Origin of the sequence: Burkholderia sp. MSMB1072 (genome assembly GCF_001524725.1) — a bacterium.
In the GTDB taxonomy this organism is placed as follows: domain Bacteria; phylum Pseudomonadota; class Gammaproteobacteria; order Burkholderiales; family Burkholderiaceae; genus Burkholderia.
This window is the reverse complement of record NZ_LOYC01000009.1, coordinates 654,874-674,675: the sequence shown is the minus strand read 5'-3', so window position 1 is coordinate 674,675 and position 19,802 is coordinate 654,874. Positions and strand designations below refer to the sequence as shown.

Below are 19,802 nucleotides of genomic sequence, written 5' to 3'. Positions count from 1 at the left end.
CGGCTCCATCGAACCGGGACGGCGGCGGCATCGGCAAACGGGAAGGGGGCGAACGTGACGGTCGAGCACCGGCATGATGCATACGCGGGCGCGTCGGGACTCGATGCGCGCGGTCAACGGCAATCGGCGGCGATCCTGAGCCGCGCACAACACTCGCACAGCGCCGGACGGTTCGATGACGCGGCGCGCGACTATCTCGCCGTGCTGGAGAAGGAGCCGGACAACCCTCAGGCATTGCACCTGTACGGCGTGCTGCAGTTCCAGCGTGGCGCGGCCGACGCCGCCGAAGCGTTGCTGCGCCAGTCGATCGCGATCGCCCCCGGTACGCGCGCTCTGTCGGATCTCGGTGCGATCGCCGGCGAGCGCGGCCGTGCGGGCGAGGCGCTCGAGCATTTCGCGGCCGCGCTGCACACGACGCCCGACGACGTGCAGACGCTCGTGCGCCGCGGCAACACGCTGCTCGGATTGCGACGCTATGGCGACGCGCTCGCGTCGTTCGACCGTGCGCTCGCGGTGTCGCCGCTCGTCCTCGATGCGTTGTGCAATCGCGGCAGCGCGCTGCGTGCGCTGCACCGCTTCGACGAGGCGCTCGATACCTACGACCGCGCACTGATGGTCGATCCGCGCTCGTTCGAATCGTGGTTCAACCGCGGTCTCGTGCTGCGCGAGCTGCAGCGGCCGGCCGATGCGCTGCAGTGCTTCGAACGCGCAAACGCGATCCGGCCCGGCGTGGCCGCGATCATGGCCGAGCGCGGCCGTACGTTGATCGATCTCGATCGACCGGGCGAGGCGCTCGACGCGTTCAACGAAGCCATCGCGGCCGATCCCGCGCGGATCGACGTGCTCTACAACAGCGCGGTCGCGCTCGAACGGCTCGGCCGCGCGGACGAGGCACTGGCCCGTTGCGAGCGCGTGCTGGCGTTCGATCCGGATCATGTCCGCGCCCATGCGAGTCGCGGCAACGCGCTGCTGCAGCTCAAGCGCTACGACGATGCGCTGGCGGCCTATGCGCGCGCGCTGGCGCTCGCTCCGCACTCGGTGGAGACGTTGTGCAACCGCGGCACCGCGTTGCGTTACCTGAAACGCTACGACGACGCGCTGGCCAGCTACGACGCCGCGCTGGCGCGCGACGCGGGGTTCGCCGAAGCCTGGACCAACCGCAGCAACGTATTGCAGGACCTGCATCGCTACGACGAAGCGATGGCGTCGCTCGACCGTGCGCTCGCGCTGCGTCCCGATCATGCGACGAACTGGCTCAACCGCGGCAACCTGTATTTCGAAACGGCGCGCCCGGACGACGCGCTCGCCGCGTACGACCGCGCGATCGCGCTGCGTCCCGACTACGCCGAAGCGCATTTCGCGCGCGCGTCGCTGTATCTGATCGAAGGCGATTTCGCGCGCGGCTGGCCCGAGTACGAATGGCGGCTGCGCGACGCGCAGTTGGCGCGACACTACCGGCCGTTCACGCAGCCGGCGTGGCAGGGCGACACGCCGCTCGACGGCCGGACGGTGCTGATTCATGCGGAACAAGGGTTCGGCGACACGCTGCATTTCTGCCGCTATGTGCCGCTGGTGGCCGCACGCGGTGCACGGGTCGTATTCGAGGTGCAGCCGCAATTGCGCGCGCTGATGGCTTCGCTGCCCGGAGCGGTAGACGTGATCGCGCGCGGCGATCCGCTGCCGGCGTTCGACTGCCAGGCGCCGCTGTTGAGCCTGCCGCACGCGTTCCGCACCGATGAAGCCACGATTCCGTCTGCCGGCGCCTATCTGCATGCCGACCCGCAGCGCACGCGCCAGTGGGAGGCGCTGCTCGGCGAACGGCGCCGGCCGCGGATCGGGATCGCGTGGGCCGGCAATCCGGAGCATCGCAACGATCACAACCGGTCGATCGATTTCGCGCGGCTCGCGCCGCTGTTCGATCTCGACGTCGACTGGATCAGCCTGCAAAAACCCGTGCGCGAACGCGACGCGGCGCTGCTCGCGCAGGCGCCGGTGCTTCGCGTCGACGACGAACTCGGCGACTTCGCGGACACGGCCGCGCTGATCGGCGCGCTGGATCTCGTGATCGCGGTCGATTCCGCGGTCGCGCACCTGGCGGGCGCGCTGGGCCACGCGGTGTGGGTGCTGCTGCCCGATCCCGCGGAATGGCGCTGGATGCGGACCCGCGGCGACAGCCCGTGGTATCCGTCCGCGCGGCTGTTCCGGCAGGCTGCGCCGGGCGACTGGACGGGCGCGATCGACGCGGTGCGTGCCGCGATCGCGCCGATGACACGTTAGACACGACACGCGACACGAACAGCGACAAGTGGGGGCCACACGATGACACCGAACGGGGAAGGGACGACACTCGCGAGCGCGCCGGTCGCGCCGGATCGCCGTCCGCCCGACGCCGCGCAACTCGACCGGCTGCTCTTGCGTGCGCGCAAGGCACACCACGACGGCGCGCTGCAGCATGCGGAACACGCGTATACCGAATTGCTGACGCTCGATCCCGAGCATCCGGAGGCGCTGCACCTGCTCGGCGCGGTGCGCTTCCAGCAAGGGCGGCTCGCCGATGCCGAACCGCTGATGCGGCGCTCGATCGAGCGCCGGCCGGCGCCGCTCGTGCTCGCGAATTACGCGGCGGTGCTGACCGGGCTCGGGCGCGAGCACGATGCGCTCGCGCGGCTCGACGAAGCGCTCGCGATCAATCCCGTCCATCAGCGCGTGCTGTTTCAGCGTGCGGGCCTGCTCGCGCAACTCGCGCGGTACGACGACGCGTGTGCGGTCTACGATCAGCTGCTCGCGCTGACGCCCGGTTTTGCCGACGGCTATGTGAAGCGCAGCGACATGCTGCGCGCGCTCGGCCGCCACGACGACGCGCTCGCCGACTGCGATCGCTCGATCGCGCTGGCCGGGCGTTCGTTCGACGCGATGCGCGGGCGCGGCCTCGCGCTGCGCGAACTCGGCCGCTTCCGCGATGCGGTCGACAGCTACGGCCACGCACTCGCGCAGACGCCCGGCAGTGCCGAGGTGCTGTTCCTGCGCGGCGTCGCGTATCTGGATCTGCACGAGCCGGAGCGCGCGCTCGCGGATTTCAACGCGGCGATCGCGGCGAGCCCGACCTTCGTCGATGCGATCTTCAACAGTTCGATCGCACTCGAGCAGCTCGGCCGGCACGACGAGGCGCTCATGCGTTGCGACCGCGTGCTCGCGATCGATCCGCACCATGCACGGGCACTGGCGAACCGCGGCAATGCGGCCAGTCATCTGGAACGCTATCGCGACGCAGTCGACAGCTATGCGCGCGCGCTCGACGTGGAACCGGGTAGCCCCGGCGTGCTGTGCAACTATGCGAGTGCGCTGATGCGCGTCGAGCGTCACGACGACGCGCGCGACATGTGCGACCGCGCGCTGGCGCTTGCCGAAAACTATGTGCCGGCCTGGTTCACGCGCGGCCGCATAGCGCTCGAGACGCACCGCTACGCGGCCGCGCTCGACGATTTCGCGCGCGTGATCGACGCGACGCCGCGCGACAAGCTCGCGCACTTCCACAAGGGCAATGCGCTGCGCGCGCTGCGGCGTCACGACGACGCGCGGCAGGCGTATGCGGATGCGATCGACATCGATCCCGACTACGTGCTCGCGCATTGCATGCGTGCGTTCCTGTGTTTGTCGATCGGCGATTTCGAAGCCGGCTGGGCCGAGTACGAATGGCGCTGGCGCGACACGCAGCTCGACGCGAGCCGGCGCACGTTCGCGCAGCCGCGCTGGACGCACGGGATGCCGCTCGACGGCAAGACGATCCTGCTGTACCCGGAACAGGGGCTCGGCGACACGCTGCAGTTCTGTCGCTACGTCCCGCTCGTGAAGGCGCTCGGCGCGCGCGTCGTGCTCGAAGCGCCGGTCGAACTGAAGACGCTGTTCGCGACGCTCGACGGCGTCGACACGCTCGTCGCGCGCGGCGAGCCGCTGCCGCCGTTCGACCTGCATTGTCCGCTGCTGAGCCTGCCGCTCGAATTTCGCACGGACCTCGCGTCGATTCCGGCCGGCATACCGTATCTGGCCGCCGACCCCGTGCGTGTCGCGCAGTGGCGCGAACGGCTCGGCGCAGCGACGTGGCCGCGCATCGGCGTCGTGTGGTCCGGCAACCCGCTGCACCTGAACGACCGCAACCGCTCGATGACGCTCGCGGATCTGCTGCCGCTGTTCGACGACCGTTACGAGTGGATCAGCCTGCAGAAGGTGGTTCGCGACGACGATCGGCCGGTGCTCGACGCGAGCGCGGTGCGCTTCGTCGGCGACGCACTCCAGGACTTCGCCGATACGGCGGCGCTGACCGCGCTGATGGACGGCATCGTCAGCGTCGATACGTCCGTCGCGCACCTTGCCGGCGCACTCGGCCGGCCACTCGCGCTGATGATTCCGCATACGCCCGATTTCCGCTGGTTGCTCGATCGCGACGACAGCCCGTGGTATCCGTCGGCGCGGCTGTTCCGCCAGCCCGAGGGCGGGCAGTGGGCGCCCGTCGTCGAGCGGATCGCGGCCGAGTTGCCGGCGCTCGTCGGCGGAGGCGCGCGATGAGTGTGCGCCGCGACGCCGCGCCGATGGCCGGCGCCGTACCGGGCGCCGTGGCCATGCCGCTGCATGCGGTGCTCGCCGACGCGCTGCGCAATGCGCGCACGCGTCTCGAACAGCGCGACTTCGCGGGGGCCGGGCGGCTCTACGAAGGCGTGCTGACGATGGCGCCGGATCATGTCGAGGCGCTGCACCTGCTCGGCCTCGTGCATCTGCAGCTCGGCGATCCCGCACGGGCGGAGCCGCTGATCGCGCGTTCGATGAAGTTCGGATTGAACCAGCCGTGGAATCTGGCGAACCACGCGGCGGCGCTGACCGGTGTCGGCCGTCATCGCGACGCACTCGCACTCGCCGATCGAGCGCTCGCGACCGATCCGGACCATGCGCCGTCGCATGCGGCACGCGGCGATGCGCTACTCGGGCTCGGGCAGTACGACGCGGCGCTCGCGGCCTACGATCGGGCGCTCGTGCGCGAACCGGCGCACGCAACCGCGTGGCGCAAGCGCGGCGAGACCTTGCGGCGGCTCGAACGGCCCGCCGATGCGCTGATCAGCATCGAACGCGCATTGCGGATCGACCCGAACGATGCGGCCGCGAACATCGAGCGCGGGCATGCGCTGCGCGCACTCGGCCATCGCGAGCAGGCGCTGCACAGCTATCAGCTCGCGATGGTCGTGCGCGGCAAGACGCCCGAACTCGTCTACGCATGCGGCGTCGTGATGACCGAACTCGGCCGCCCGGCCGACGCGCTCGCGTGTCTCGACGAAGGGCTCGCGCGGCTGCCGAAGGACGAGCAGTTGCTATATGCGAGTTGCGTCGCGCTGGATCTGCTGCACGCCCGCGACGAATTGCTGAAGCGCTGCGACCGGCTGCTCGCGCTGAATCGCGGCCACGTCGCGGCGTGGGTCGGGCGCGGCAATGCGCTGCTCGGGCTCGAGCGTCATGCGGAAGCCGCCGAAGCATATGCGGAAGCGCTGGCACGCAATCCCGACGATATCGACGCGCGCCGCAACCGCGCGGCCGCGCTGCGTGCGCTCGGCCGGTTCGACGACGCACTCGCCGAATACGATGCCGCGCTGGCGCTGACGGGCCCGCATGCGGAGCTGCATTACAACCGCGCGCTCGCGCTGCAGCAGCTCGGCCGCTACGACGACGCGCTCGCGAGCCATGCGGCGGCGGCCGGCGCGCCTGCGGACACGGCGCAGGCCTTGTTCACGCGTGCGCTGGCGCGCCAGCACATCGGCGACGACGACGCGGCGCTGACCGACTATGCGCACGCATGCCGACGCGATCCAAATCATGGGGCCGCTCGTCGCTCGCTGGCGTTCTGCCAGCTGCTCACGGGAGATTTCGACGCAGGCTGGCGGCAGCACGAGGCGCGCTGGGAGGCGACCGACGTGATGCTGCACCGGCGTCATGCCGACCGGCCACTGTGGACCGGCGACGAACCGCTCGCGGGCCGCACGCTGCTGCTGCATGCCGAGCAAGGGTACGGCGACACGCTGCAGTTCTGCCGCTACGCAAGCCTCGCACATGACCTTGGCGCGACCGTGATCGTCGAGGCGCCTGCCGCGCTCGGCGAGCTGCTCGGCACGCTGCGCGGCGTGAGCCGGGTCGTCACCGAAGGGCAGCCGATGCCGGCGTTCGACCTGCAGTGTCCGCTGATGAGCCTGCCGTACGCGTTCCGCACGACGCTCGATACGGTGCCGGCCGATGTGCCGTACCTGCGCGCCGATGCGCGACGGCGCACTGCGTGGGTGCAGCGGCTCGATGCACTTGCGCCGTCGGGCCGATTGCGGGTCGGGCTAGCGTGGTCCGGCAATCCGCGCCATGCGAACGACGAAAACCGCTCGATACCGTTCGCCGCGCTCGCGCCGCTTGTCGGGTGCGGTGCGCTCGACGTGACGTTCGTGAGCCTGCAGCCACAGGTGCGGGCCCGGGATGCCGATGCGTTCGCCTCAAGCGGCGTGCTGTCGTTCGCGAACGAGCTCACGGATTTCTCCGAAACGGCGGCGCTGGTCGACACGCTGGATCTGGTGATCAGCGTCGACACGTCGGTCGCGCATCTGGCCGGCGCGCTCGGGCGGCCGGTCTGGGTGCTGCTGCCGCGCGTGCCGGACTGGCGCTGGCTGCTCGAACGCGACGACTGCCCGTGGTATCCGTCCGCGAGGTTGTTCCGGCAGGCGCGGCCCGGCGACTGGCCGGCGGTCGCCGAGCGGGTGGCTGCCGCGCTCGCCGAGGCGGCTCGCGCGCGTGCCCAATCGGCGTGACCGGCCTTCCATGACAAAAGCTACGGACCTTTTCACGGCGGCCGGAATGGTCCGTAACAGTCGCCATGTCGCTGCCATTCGCGCTTCGTATGGTCTTCGGATTCCAGCGGCCTGTTTCAGGCGCAACGACATGTGCGGCGCCCGACCGGCGCCGCATGCAAATTCCTAGCATCGGGGTGGAAAGAATGGCAGCACGCGCACGTACGGAACGGCAACCTCGCGCAACGGCCTCGCGGTCGGTCCTGAAATCGGAACTGAGCCCGCTGTACCGGGCGGTCGTGCTGATGCTCGCGGCGGGTGTGTCCGCGCATGCGCATGGAGCGGGCATCATGAACCTCGGGCAGGCCACCGCGCGTGCGGCGGGTGGGGGCGCGGGCAGCGTCGGCGGCGTGCCGGGCGTGCCGAATCTCGGCGTGTCGCCGCAGCAGGCGCTGCAGGCGAGCCAGCCGTCGATCCGCAACCTCGGTTATGCGGCGCACGCGATCGCCGCGCAGATCGCCGCGCAGCAGAATGCGGCGGCCGCGGCGGCGAAGCTGCCGTCGACCGTGCCGAACGGGCTGGCGCCGGGCGGGCTGCAGGTGGCGGCGGGCGCGTCGGGCGACACGAACAATCCGGTGCTGTGGTTCAACGCGAACGCGCCGACGCAGAGTACCGACGCGAACGGCCACGTGAACGTGGACGTGAAGCAGACCGGGCAGAACGCGGTGCTGACGTGGGAGACGATGAACGTCGGGCGACAGACGACGCTGAATTTCGATCAGTCGGGCGGGACGCAGACGAATGGGGCGAACAACTGGGCGGTGTTGAACCGGGTCAACGATCCGAGCGGGCGGCCGAGCCAGATTCTGGGGAACATCACCGCGCAGGGGGCGGTGTACGTGATCAACCGGAATGGCGTGCTGTTCGGGGCCGGGTCGCAGGTGAACGTGCATTCGCTGGTGGCGTCGTCGCTCGATGTGTTGAACATGAACAATTACAACCAGGCCATGCAGAACAGGGTGCCGGTTGTGACGGACAGCAGTCTTGCGCAGGATGCTGCGGGGATCGTCGCGAGCAACAAGCAGTTCCTGAGTTTGCCGGCCGGGACGACGGGCGGGCTCGCGTATGCGGAGTCGGGCAGTTCGGCCGGGGTGAACGGCAACAGCACGGTGCCGAACGAAGTGCTCGGGCTGGGCAACCAGATCAACCTCACGTCGGCCAGCCAGTATCAGCCGTGGGGCGACGTCACCATCGAGCAGGGCGCCTCGATTACCACGCACGCGAACGGCAATGTGAGCGATGGCGGCTTCGTGATGATCGCGGCGCCGAACGTGACGAACGCGGGGCATATCAAGGCGACGGACGGCCAGGTGGTGCTCGCGGCCGGTGTGGGGGTGAGCCTGCGGCCTGCCGGCGGCCTGCAGATCAATCCGCAGGTGCTGCTGCCGGAGCTCAGCGGAAAGATCGCGCTGCTCGGCCCGAACGGCCAGACGACCGACATCACGCCGGCCGGCACGCTGACCAATACCGGCATCGTCGAGGCCGCGCGCGGCAACGTGAACCTGCTCGGCAGCCGCGTCGCGCAGAACGGCGTGGTGGGCGTGACGACGAGCGTCAACTCGCCGGGCACGATCACGATTTCCACGGTCGACGAATACCAGTCCAACAATCCGACCGGCGCCGGGTATCTCGGGCAGGGGATCGTGACGACGAGCCCGCAAAGCACCGGCAGCACGACGAATCGCGCCGGCCTGCTGAGCTTCGGCCCCGATTCGGTGACGGCCGTGATGCCGGACGGCAACGGCCAGACGACACCGTCGACGCCCGGCGCGACCTTCACGCCGGGCAGCATCGGGATGACGGCCGGCTCGGTGTGGTTCCAGGGCGGCTCGCTGATCGAGGCGCCCGGTTCGAAGGTATCGGTCGGGGCGCTGACGCCGTCGGCATCGGCATCGGGGGCCCAGGCGCCGGCCGGTCAGACCGCCGTGCCGGGCCGGATCTATGTCGACAGCGGCGCGACGATCGACGTGTCGGGTCTCGCGAACGTCGAGGTGCCGATCGTGCAGACGCTTGTGACGGTCGATCGCATCGGCCAGAACGAACTCGCCGATTCACCGCTGCTGCGCAACGGGTTTCTGTTCGGGTACAAGAATCTCGTGTTCGACAGCACGCTGACGGGCACGCGCAGCGACGGCGTGTCCTGGGTCGGCAGCCCGATCCTGAACCTGTCGGGCTATGTGAACCTGATTCCGCGTACCGTCGACCAGTTACTGACCAACGGCGGTTCGATCACGTTGTCGGGCAACGAGGTGATGACCGCGACCGGTTCGTCGATGAACCTGAACGGCGGCTACGTGCACGTCGACGGCGGAATCGTCAACACGACGCGGCTGGTCGACGCCAACGGTGCAATCGTGCCGATCGACAAGGCGAGCCCGTACGACACCTACGTCGGCGTCGCGGGCCAGTTCACCGAAACTCATCCGCGCTGGGGCGTGACGAAGTCCTGGTACAACCCGCTGCAGACGGCGGGCACGTATCAGGGCGACTACATCGTCGGCGGCAACGCGGGCACGCTCGATATCTACGGGCTGCAGTCCACGGTGCTGGACGGCGACATCAGCGCGCAGGCGTTCGGCGGCGCGAAGCAGATGCAGGGCAACAGCCTGCCGAGCGGCGGGACGTTCAACCTCGGCGCCGATCCGAAACTCGACGGCGCCGCACTGGTGTACCTGACGTCGAACAACAAGGAGGTTGCGTCTGGCACCGCGGGCCTGGTCGTGCTGCAGGACAAGGCGCCGCAACTCGCCGACATCGCGCCGGGTTTCTCGATCGACACGCCGCTCGACCAGACGGCACTGCAGGCGTTGCCCGCGACGGATCCACGCAACGTGCTGACGACCACCGTGGTGCCGGTCGCGACGTTGAACAACGGCGGCTTCGCGAACCTGAACGTGACCGAGGACAAGGCGGGCGGCAAGGGTGTCGTGGTGCCGCAAGGCACGCAACTGAACTTGCAGCCAGGCGGCTCCATCACCATCAACAGCCCGGTGACCGGTACCGACGTCAACGTGGCCGGCCGCCTGTCCGTGCCGTCCGGGGTGATTTCGATCACGAGCGGCGGCAACGTGATCGTCGGCCCGCAGGGTGTGATCAGTGCCGCGGGGCAGTGGGTGAACAACGACGTGCAGGCGGCGCCGGGTACGACGCCCGGCAACAGCCAGTTCATCAACGGCGGCAGCATCACGCTCTCCGCGTTGCTCGGATCGAACGTCATCGGCGGCGCGCTGATCGGCGACACCACGGGTTCGGTGCTGCTGCAGCCAGGTAGCGTACTGGACGTATCGGGCGGCGGCGAAATGCTGTCCAACGGCCAACTGCTGATGCAGAACGGCGTGCCTGCCGGGCGCGGCGGAAACGTGACGTTGCAGACGTATTCCGCGACACCGCTGAAGCAGTTCGGCGGGTCGGACAGCGGGTCGGCCTTGCCCAGCGTACAGCCGACGGCCGGCACGCTCGCTCTGGGCGGCACGATCCTGAGCGAAGGGTTTTCGGGCGGCGGCACGCTGGCGCTGCAGGCGCTCGGATTCCGGATCGGCGGCGCCGAAACCGCCGCGTCGCCATGGGACGTCTATCTCCCGGAAAGCTTCTTTGCACGGCAGGGCTTCGGCAAGTATGTGCTGAATGCGTTCTACGACACGACGGTCGCGCCCGGCGCGTCGGTTGCCGTCACGCAATTGAATCGCATTCCGGACACGGTCGCGCTTCAGCAGGCGGCCACAGGCGCGAATCTGGCGGCGGGCGGCCTGACCACGATCGGCCAGCTCGACACCTATCACCGGCAGGCAACGAATCTCGTTTTGACGGCCGGCAACGATACGTCGTGGCGGCAGGGCCAGCCTGCTGCCACGCCGACGTATCCGGGCGTCACCGGTGCGGTCACGCTGTCGGAAGGCGCATCGATTCACGCGGATGCCGGTGCGAGCATCGGTCTTGGGTCGCCGGCGCAAGTCACGGTACTCGGCTCCATCGTCGCGCCGGGCGGGTCGATCACGCTGAGCGCGGACGGGAGCGGCACGAATGCGCAGGCTGGGCAGTTCAGCACCGGTTTCATGAGCGCGAGCCAGTCGGTCTGGCTCGGCGCGGAGGCTTCGCTCGACGTGTCGGGCACGGCATTGGCCAATCCGCTTGCGGCGCCGGTCAAGATCGGCGCGACGACGGTCGTGCCGAACACGGGTAAGGTGCTGGCGGGCGGCTCCGTCACGATGTCGAGCGATACGGGTTACGTGGTGGCGCAGTCGGGCTCGAAGATCGACGTATCCGGCACGTCGGCGACATTCGACCAATTGCAGCCTAATGGCACATACGCGTCGCAGCCGGCGTGGAGCGACGCCGGCTCGATCACGCTGTCGGCGGCGAACGGCCTGTTCGCGGATGCGACGTTGGCCGGGCGTCCGGGTGCCGCGCAAGCGCGGGGCGGCACGCTGACGATCCTGCCGAGCCAGGCGAACCCGCGAAGTAACGGTTCGACCGCTACCGCGCTCATCGTGCGGCAAGACGGGACATTCGTGCCCGCGGGCCTGATGCCCGGGCAGAGTTTCTCGTCGGCGATCGACTCGACCACCGGCTTGCCGATCGGGCAGTCGAGCGGCGTCATCCAGTTCGCGGCCGATCGGCTCGACGGATCCGGCATCGCGAATCTGGTATTGGGCAGCGGTACGCCGCCCAACGGTGCGCAGGCAACGCCGATCCTGTTTGCCGGCAACGTCACGCTGTCGTTGCCGGAATCCGTCACGTTGAACACGGAGCGCGTCGCCGCCATCGGCATGGGGCAACTGTCGTCGCTGTTGTCGACGCCCGCGCGCAAGGCCGACGGGACGCTCTCGGCCGCCGTCGACGGCTTGCTCGCGCAACCGCAGCCGTCGTTGGGCACGACCGTCGAGATCGATGCGCCGTACTTCGCGTTGTCGGGGCCGCGCATCCAGTTACAGTCGCCTCAGTTCAAGCCGGTCGCGGCCCTGTCCGATGCGACGCTGAACGTGAACGCGTCGTTCATCGATCTGAAGAACCAGGTTCAGCTCAACAATTTCGGCCATGCGAACTTCACGAGCAGCGGCGATATACGCCTGAGCTCGGCGAACGCGGGCCAGTCCCAGGCGGCCTCCGGGGCGGGGATGCTTTATACGCCGGGCAACCTGACGTTCAAGGCGGCGGACTTGTATCCGGCGACCGGCAGCACCTTCATTATCGACGCGGTCGGCCCGACCGATTCGGCTACGGGCCAACCGGCGCCGACGACGGTTACCTTCGCGTCGAACGGCGTATCGGACACGCCGTTGTCCGCAGGGGGCGCGCTGCTGGTCGACGCGACGAACATCGTGCAGGGCGGCACGGTGCGCGCGCCGTCCGGCACGATCGTGTTTGGCGTGGGCGATCCGTCGAATGCGGCGACGCAGGCTCAGTTTGGCGGGTTGCCGCTGGTCGCGACGGATTCGGTGAAATTGGCGAGCGGGAGCGTGACGTCGGTCTCGAACGGCGGCTTGGTGATTCCGTACGGCACGACGATCGACGGGGTCGAGTGGCAGTTCAATCCGCTTGCCGGCAACACGACGCCCGACCTGAGCGCGCCACCCGCGAAATACGTGGGCGTGAACGGCAGCAATGTCGCGCTCGACAAGGGCGCGACGATCGACCTGTCCGGCGGCGGCGACCTGCAGGCCGCCGAATGGGTGCCGGGCACCGGCGGCACGCGCGACGTGCTGTCGCAATACAACGTGAGCTATGCGAGCGGCAAGGGCGGCACGGCCGTGCCGGTCAATGTCGGAGCCGGCAACGTTTATGCGATCGTGCCGGGCAAGCAGTCACCGGTCGCGGCGTATGACCCGATCCTCGCGCAGACGACACAGCCTTCCACCAACGCAAACGGCACGGCAACGACCGCGACGGCGACGATGGGCGTCGGGCAGGCGAGCCTGACCGATCCGGTCGGCAAGGCCGTGTATCTGTCGGGCGTGCCGGGGCTGGCGCCCGGCTACTACACGCTGCTGCCGGGCAAGTACGCGACGTTGCCGGGCGCGTATCGCGTCACGGTGTCGAACACGGCCGGCAATCTCGTGCCGGGCGCGAGCCAGGTGCTGCAGGACGGCACCGTCGTGACGGCCGGCTATTTCGCCGACGCGTTGACGGGTAGCCGAAGCGCGACGCCGACGCTGTTCAACGTGCAGTCGAACAGCGTGTGGCAGCAATACTCGCAATACACGCTGACGGGCGCGAACGCCTATTTCACGAAACTCGCCGCGACGAAGGGCAACGTGACGCCGCCGCTGCCGGTGGACGGCGGTCAGCTGGTGCTGGCGGCGACGAAGGCGCTGACGCTCGGCGCGACGCTGAATGCGGCCGCCGGCGCGGGCGGCGCGCCGGCCCAGGTCGACCTCGCGTCGCAGGAGATCCAGATCACCGGTAATGGCAGCGCGGCGCTGCCCGGCTATCTGCAGATCGGCAGCGACGCGCTCGATTCGCTGAACGCGGGCAGCCTGCTGATCGGTGGCACGCGCGCGGCGACGACGAGCGGCGTCACCATCACGCCGATCGCGAACAGCGTCGTCGTGTCCAACGACGGCAACGCGGCGCTGAAGGGCCCCGAGATCCTGCTCGTCACGAAGACCGACGGCAGCGGCACCGATCCGAACGCGACGAACGGCCTGCGCGTCGATGCCGGTGCATCGATTACCGCGCAGGGCGATTACCCGGCAGCCAAGGATCAGCCGATCGCAATCGCCGGCGACGGCGCGCTGCTGCGCGTGTCGAACGGCGCGATGGCGCCGCTGTCGCGCACCGGCGGCACGGGCACGGGCCTGATGTCGGTCGGCGCAGGAGCGACGCTCACGGGCGGCCAGGCGCTGCTGCTCGATTCGTCCGGCGATCTGAAGGTCGATCCGTCCGCCGTGCTGTCGGCCAAGGCGATCACCGTGGACGGTTCCGCGATTACGTTCACCAGCGCGAGCGGCGCGTCGGCGGCGAGCCTGCCGGGCTTCGTCGTCGATCCGGCCGGCCTCGCACAGTTCGCGAACGCGCAGCAGGTGACGCTGCGCAGCTACGGCGCGATCGGCTTCGTCGGCGACGTGAACGCGACGTTCGGCAACAGCGTCGATCTGAGTGCGGGCACGTTCACGAGCGATGGCGGCCACGTCACGCTGAATGCGCAGCAGGTCGCGTTCACGAACGAGATAGGCGCGGCGCCCGGCACGACGACGGCCGGAAACGGCACGCTGACGGTCAACGCGAAAGAGATCGACTTCGGCACGGGCACGAAGGCGGTTAGCGGCTTCGGCTCGGCGGTGATGAGCGCGACGGGCGGCATCGTCGGGCAGGGTACCGGCACATTCGACTTCGGCGCGTTGCCGGTGACGCTTAATGCACCGGTCTACCTTGCCGATACGAGCTCGGCCGCCACCGTGAAAACCACGGGCGCACTGACGCTGAACGGGGCGTCGGGTACGGCATTGAAGCGCGATGCGATCGGCGGCGCATGGACCTTCATCGGCGGTACCGTCGTCGACAACGGTGCGACGATCAGCGCGCCGGCCGGCAATGTGACGCTCGAAGCGACGACCGGCAACCTGACGGTCGGCGGCGGATCGACCGTCAGTTCGGCAGGTGTGTCGAAGCAGTTCTTCGACGTGACGCGCTACGCGCCGGCCGGTTCGATTGCGTTGACGGCCGATGCCGGTACCGTCGACGTACAGGCCGGCTCGACGCTCGATTTTTCCGGGGCCAGCGGCGGTGGCGCGGCTGGCAGTCTTTCGCTGTCGGCGCCGCAACAGGTCGTGAACCTGAACGGCACGATCAAGGGCGGCGCGGCGAGCGGCTATGCGGGCGGATCGTTCTCGCTCAATACGGGCGGCGCGGCCGATCTCGATGCGCTGTCGAAGACGCTTGCATCGAGCGGCGTGAACGAGGCGATCACCGTCCACACGAAGACAGGCAACCTGACGCTGTCGCAGGGCAACACGCTGACCGCGCACTCGGTGCTGCTGACGGCCGACGGCGGATCGGGAAGCTCGGCCGATACGGCGAACGGCAACGTGAACGTGTTCGGGACGATCGACGCGTCCGGCAAGGCGGGCGGCGAGATCGACCTGTACGGCCGCAACGGTGTGGACATCGAAGGTTCGCTGCTGGCGCGCGGCTCCGATCCGAACCAGCGCGGCGGCAAGGTGAATATCGGCACGACCGCAATGTTCGATCCGACGATCGTCGATGCAAACGGCAACTCGGTCGCGTACAACGCAACCTATGGTTACGAGAACATCCTGCGTGCGAACGCGGGCGCGATCACGCTCGGCGCGAACGCGCTGATCGACGTGTCGGGCGGGACGGCCGGCGGGTTGTCCGGCGGCACGGTGAATTTCCGCGCGCCGCTATTGGCCGACAACGGCGTGAAGCTCAACCTGCCGGATACGTTCAACGACGGCAAGGGCATCGTCGGCTCGCGCGCGACGACGCTCGAGGCGTATGCGGTGTGGAGCACGACGGACGCGACGACGGGCGCGCAGCACTTCGACGGCGTCATCGACCCGGCGGGTTGGTATGACAAGAGCGGGCATCTGCTGGCCGGCACGTTTACCGCGCAGGGCACGTCCGGCACGCCGGCGACGTACGCGTTCGCACCGGACGGTTCGGGCGGCGGCACGCTGACGAATCAGGCGACGGGCGTATCGTCGACCGTCACGCAGGTGCAGCTTCAAGGCGGCGATAAAGACATTGGTTTCGGCGGGCTGAACAACATGTACTTCGCGCCCGCGAGCGGCGGCGCGAACACGGATCACCAGACCTTCTACGGATATCAGAACGCCGATGCGTCGACCGCGGCGCCGGGCACGCTGATGGGGTTTGTACAGCACGGGCTCGATACGCTGGTCGATCCATTTGCCGGCAGGAACATCGCGAATACGCGCATCGTGCCGGGGATCGAGCTCGATAACCCGAGCCCGGCGATCAACGGCGGCGATATTCAGGTGCTGACGAACTGGAACCTCGGGGCAGGTACATCGCCGACGAATCTCGCGTTCCGGTTCGACGGGCAGGCGCCGGTCGTGACGCTGCGTGCCGAGAACAACGTGAAGGTGAAGGCGAGCCTGTCGGACGGGTTCTTCCAGATCGCGAACCCGCTGGGCGGCGGGGGGACGATTCCGGTGCCGCCGTTGTCGACGCTGGCCGCCGCACAGGCGATTTATGGCGCGTCGGCGGGGCATTACGGGTACGGACTCTCGGTTTGGGCAAACTATGGCCTGGCGTCCGGTCCGGGGCAACCGGTCGGAGGGGCGCCGGACGAAGTTGCCGAATACTATGCGCTTTATACGGCGTATGCGAATTTCCTGGACCAGACCGCGACGAGCCTTTCGTCGGCGCTGGGACCAGGCTGGTCGCCGAACGACACCAACGTCGAGATTATCTTTGGGATTCGGACCTCGAACTCCAGCACGATGCTACCCGGTCAGCCAACGGCTCCAGTTGCGCCGACTGCGGTCGAGCAGGCATCGAATCCCGCGTCCTATCTGATCTATCTGAATCGGTATCAGAAGTATCTGTCCGATTCTGTACAGTTTGTGGTTCAGCACCAGCAATGGCCACTGGTGACCAGTGTCGACGCACCAAAGGTTCAGCCTGTATCTGTCATTGCGACAACGACGATTAGCTTGCCGGCAATAACGGACAATACGCCGTCTCCGACGTCGGTTGCGACTGTTCCAATTCCTCTTGTGTCTGCTTCGCTGACGGGCGGCTCGAGCAGTTCCTTCCGCGTGGTGGCAGGGGCGGATCTGAACAGCACGAATCCGCTGGCGCTTCAGGCGCGGGCCGCAGGAAGCGGATCGAATGGCAAGAGCGTGACCTTCGACGGGCATACGACGTTCGTCGACAGCAACGGTCTGGCAATTCCGGCGCCGACGATGATACGCACCGGTACCGGTTCGATCGATATCGCGGCTGGCAATGACATCGCGCTGTTCGACAGCAGTTCGATCCAGCCGAACAGTCCTGACATAACCGTTCCCGGCGTGATTTACACCGGCGGCGCACCGGCGGTGGGAGCGCCGGCGTCCAGCACGGGCCTTTCGATCGTTCATGGCCTGAACAACAATCCGGATATTCTGGTCACGTCCGCCGTCAATCCAGACTCGGCCGGTGACATCACGATTCATGCGCAGGGCGATATCAAGGGCGCGGAGTATTTGACCGATGTGAACGGCACCGTGACCGGACGTTCGGGCGCCAACATCAGCCCGTTCTGGTGGCAGTGGATGCAAATCGGCAATCCGACCGGGATGGTCGGGGCGACCAATCCCGTATCGCAGACCGTACAGACGTCGATCAACTTCGGCGCATTCGATCAAGGCGTGTTGAGCGCGGGTGGCAACGTGTCCGTGTCGGCTGGAGGGAATATCTCCGACCTCTCGGTGTCGCTGCCGACCACGTGGTATTTGACCGGTTCCAATACAGACAATCCCACGGTCAATACGGTCGGGGGCGGCAACCTGTCGGTGCGAGCCGCAGGGGACATTCTGAGCGGCGGCTATTTCGTCGCGAAGGGAACAGGAACGATCACGGCAGGCGGGAAGATCGGGTCGGATATTGCGGTGCCTTCGTCATTCGACGGCCAGCTTCCCGTAACGATGGATACGCTGCTGGCGACACAGGACGGCGTGCTCGACATAAGCGCGCGACAAGGCGTCAGCATCGGGCGCGTGTTCGATCCGTCGTATGTGCAGAGCGAAACGCTGTTGTCTGCGTACAAGCAGCAGGCCGACATGAAGGGCTATTCGTCGACGTCCGCCGTCAACATCGTGTCGACGACGGGTGACGTTGCGATCGGCACGCTCTCGGGGATCAGCCTGATCGGCGGTGGAGCAGACCATATAAATGTGCCGGGGCAGAGCGACTTGTCGTCCGTGCTGCCGGCGTCGATGAGCCTGACTGCGCTTTCCGGCGGCATCACGGTGGCGGCGAGCGGGATGCTCTATCCGTCGGCGTTTGGCGACCTGAGCCTGGTCGCCGACCAGTCGGTCAATCTGTCGGGTATCAACGGAATGGGGCCTAGCGGGTTTCCTGAGTTCGGCATGCTCGATGTCGATCCGGCAGCGATGCCGTCACCGGTGAAGCCGAATGTTGCCATCGCGAGGCCGACGGTTCCATCGGCGGCGGCTCATGATCCGGTTGCCCTGCATGGCGACGATACGGTACCGGCGCGAATCTACAGTCTGAATGGCGATATCGTCGATGGTGTTCTGCACGCGACCGATGTTAACGCTGGTTTCTACGGAAATCTGGTGCCTGTCGCGATAGACAAACCCGCTTTGGTTCAGGCAGGGCGTGACGTCGTGAACCTATCGTTTTTCGGGCAAAATCTGCGCAAGTCGGATGTGACGCGGATCGTCGCAGGACGGGATATCTACGACACACCGCTCATACATAACGTCGACGCGGTTATACCGGTGCTGGCGCTAGGCGGGCCTGGGACACTTGATATCCAGGCTGGTCGAAACATCGGCCCGTTGACGAGTCAGGCGCAAGCTTATGCGGCGCTGGGTGACGGAAGTTACACCGGTGAGGGGATTCTGACGGGGATTGACGCAATCGGGAATGCAAACAACCCGTATTTGCCCCATGAAAGTGCGAGCATCAATGTGCTGTTCGGTGTTGGGCCAGGCATCGACACCGCCTCGTTCGTCTCCACGTACGTCGATCCGGCGAAGTCCGTGCCGGGTGTTTCCAGCGCGACTCCCGCGCTCGTTACGTTCATGGAGCAATACGAGGCGGGACTCTCGGTCGACACGGGGCTGGTCAACGATCAGCCAGCTATCAAGCCGTTGAGCGCGGACGAGGCCTGGTCGAAATTCAAGGCGCTGCCGCAGTATGTCCAGCAGCTCTTTGCCGAGCAGGTGCTGTTCAAGGTCCTGACCAGCGTCGGCGAGGATTACAACAATCCCGCCAGTCCGTACTATCAGAAATACGCGCGCGGCTACGAGGCGCTCAATACGATGTTTCCCGCTTCGCTGGGCTACACGGCCAACAATCTCGGCGGCGGCAGCAACGGTGCGAACAAGTTGATCGATACGGGCGACCTGGACATTCGCAGCACGACCATCCAGACGCAGCAGGGCGGTAACGTATCGATCCTTGGCCCGGGCGGGCAGGCGCTGATCGGGAGTACGTCCGCACCGCCTCAGATCGTCAGCAATGGTACCGGCAAGACGATTGCCGGGCCCGGAACAATGGGTGTCCTCACGCTCGAGAAGGGGGACATCAACATCTTCACGGACCGCAGCGTGCTGCTCGCCCAGAGCCGGATCTTCACCGAGCAGGGTGGCGACATGACGATCTGGAGCTCGAACGGCGATATCAACGCGGGCAAGGGTGCGAAGTCGTCGGCCGACACACCGGCGCCGCAATACGTGTGCGACGCGAACCACTATTGCACGGTCGACGCGCGCGGACAGGTCACGGGCGCGGGCATTGCAACGTTGCAAAGCGTGCCGGGTGTGCCGATCGGTACGATCAACCTGATTGCGCCGCGCGGTACGGTCGATGCGGGCGATGCGGGGATTCGCGCGGGCAACCTGAACGTCGCTGCGTTGCGCGTGGTGAATGCCGACAACATTCAGGTGACCGGCAAGGCGACCGGCATCCCGCTCGTGCAGGCGGTGAATACCGGTGCGTTGACGGCCGCGAGTGCTGCTGCATCGGCTGCCACTCAGGTCGCGCAGGATATCGCGAAGAACAACGCGTCAGGAGGGGCGGTGCGGCGCTGGACGATTTCGGTGCAGGTCGAAGGGTTCGGCGATGCTGGCGGAGACGGCGCGAAGAAGCACAAGCAGCAGGTTGGCTACGATTCGTCGAACGCGGTGTCGATTCTTGGTTTCGGTCAACCTGGGGCCACGCAACGGGCTACGTTGACATCGGAGGAGCGGAATCGATTGGGCAAGATCTGATCGAGCG

General features: G+C 67.4%; 4 protein-coding genes. All 4 read left to right on the top strand.

The window, feature by feature from the left end:
* The first annotated feature begins 54 nt into the window (after positions 1-54).
* Entirely contained in the window at positions 55-2,277 is a 2,223-nt protein-coding gene (locus WS89_RS04985) for a tetratricopeptide repeat protein (protein ID WP_059789686.1), read from the top strand.
* 42 nt (positions 2,278-2,319) lie between these two features.
* Positions 2,320-4,563: a tetratricopeptide repeat protein gene (locus WS89_RS04980; protein WP_059789685.1), complete on the top strand. Its 2,244-nt coding sequence runs from the start codon at positions 2,320-2,322 to the stop codon at positions 4,561-4,563.
* A gap of 23 nt (positions 4,564-4,586) precedes the next feature.
* Positions 4,587-6,827 (top strand): tetratricopeptide repeat protein, encoded by a 2,241-nt coding sequence (locus WS89_RS04975; RefSeq protein WP_059789754.1) that lies wholly within the window; start codon positions 4,587-4,589, stop codon positions 6,825-6,827.
* Positions 6,828-7,012: 185 nt separating this feature from the next.
* Positions 7,013-19,795 (top strand): filamentous haemagglutinin family protein, encoded by a 12,783-nt coding sequence (locus tag WS89_RS04970; protein WP_082741784.1) that lies wholly within the window; start codon positions 7,013-7,015, stop codon positions 19,793-19,795.
* Positions 19,796-19,802 lie beyond the last annotated feature (7 nt).

Excerpts from the sequence above, each read along its gene's own strand:
- WS89_RS04970 (WP_082741784.1), top strand. The coding sequence starts at position 7,013 with ATGGCAGCACGCGCACGTACGGAACGGCAACCTCGCGCAACGGCCTCG.
- WS89_RS04980 (WP_059789685.1), top strand. The coding sequence starts at position 2,320 with ATGACACCGAACGGGGAAGGGACGACACTCGCGAGCGCGCCGGTCGCG.
- WS89_RS04975 (WP_059789754.1), top strand. The coding sequence starts at position 4,587 with ATGGCCGGCGCCGTACCGGGCGCCGTGGCCATGCCGCTGCATGCGGTG.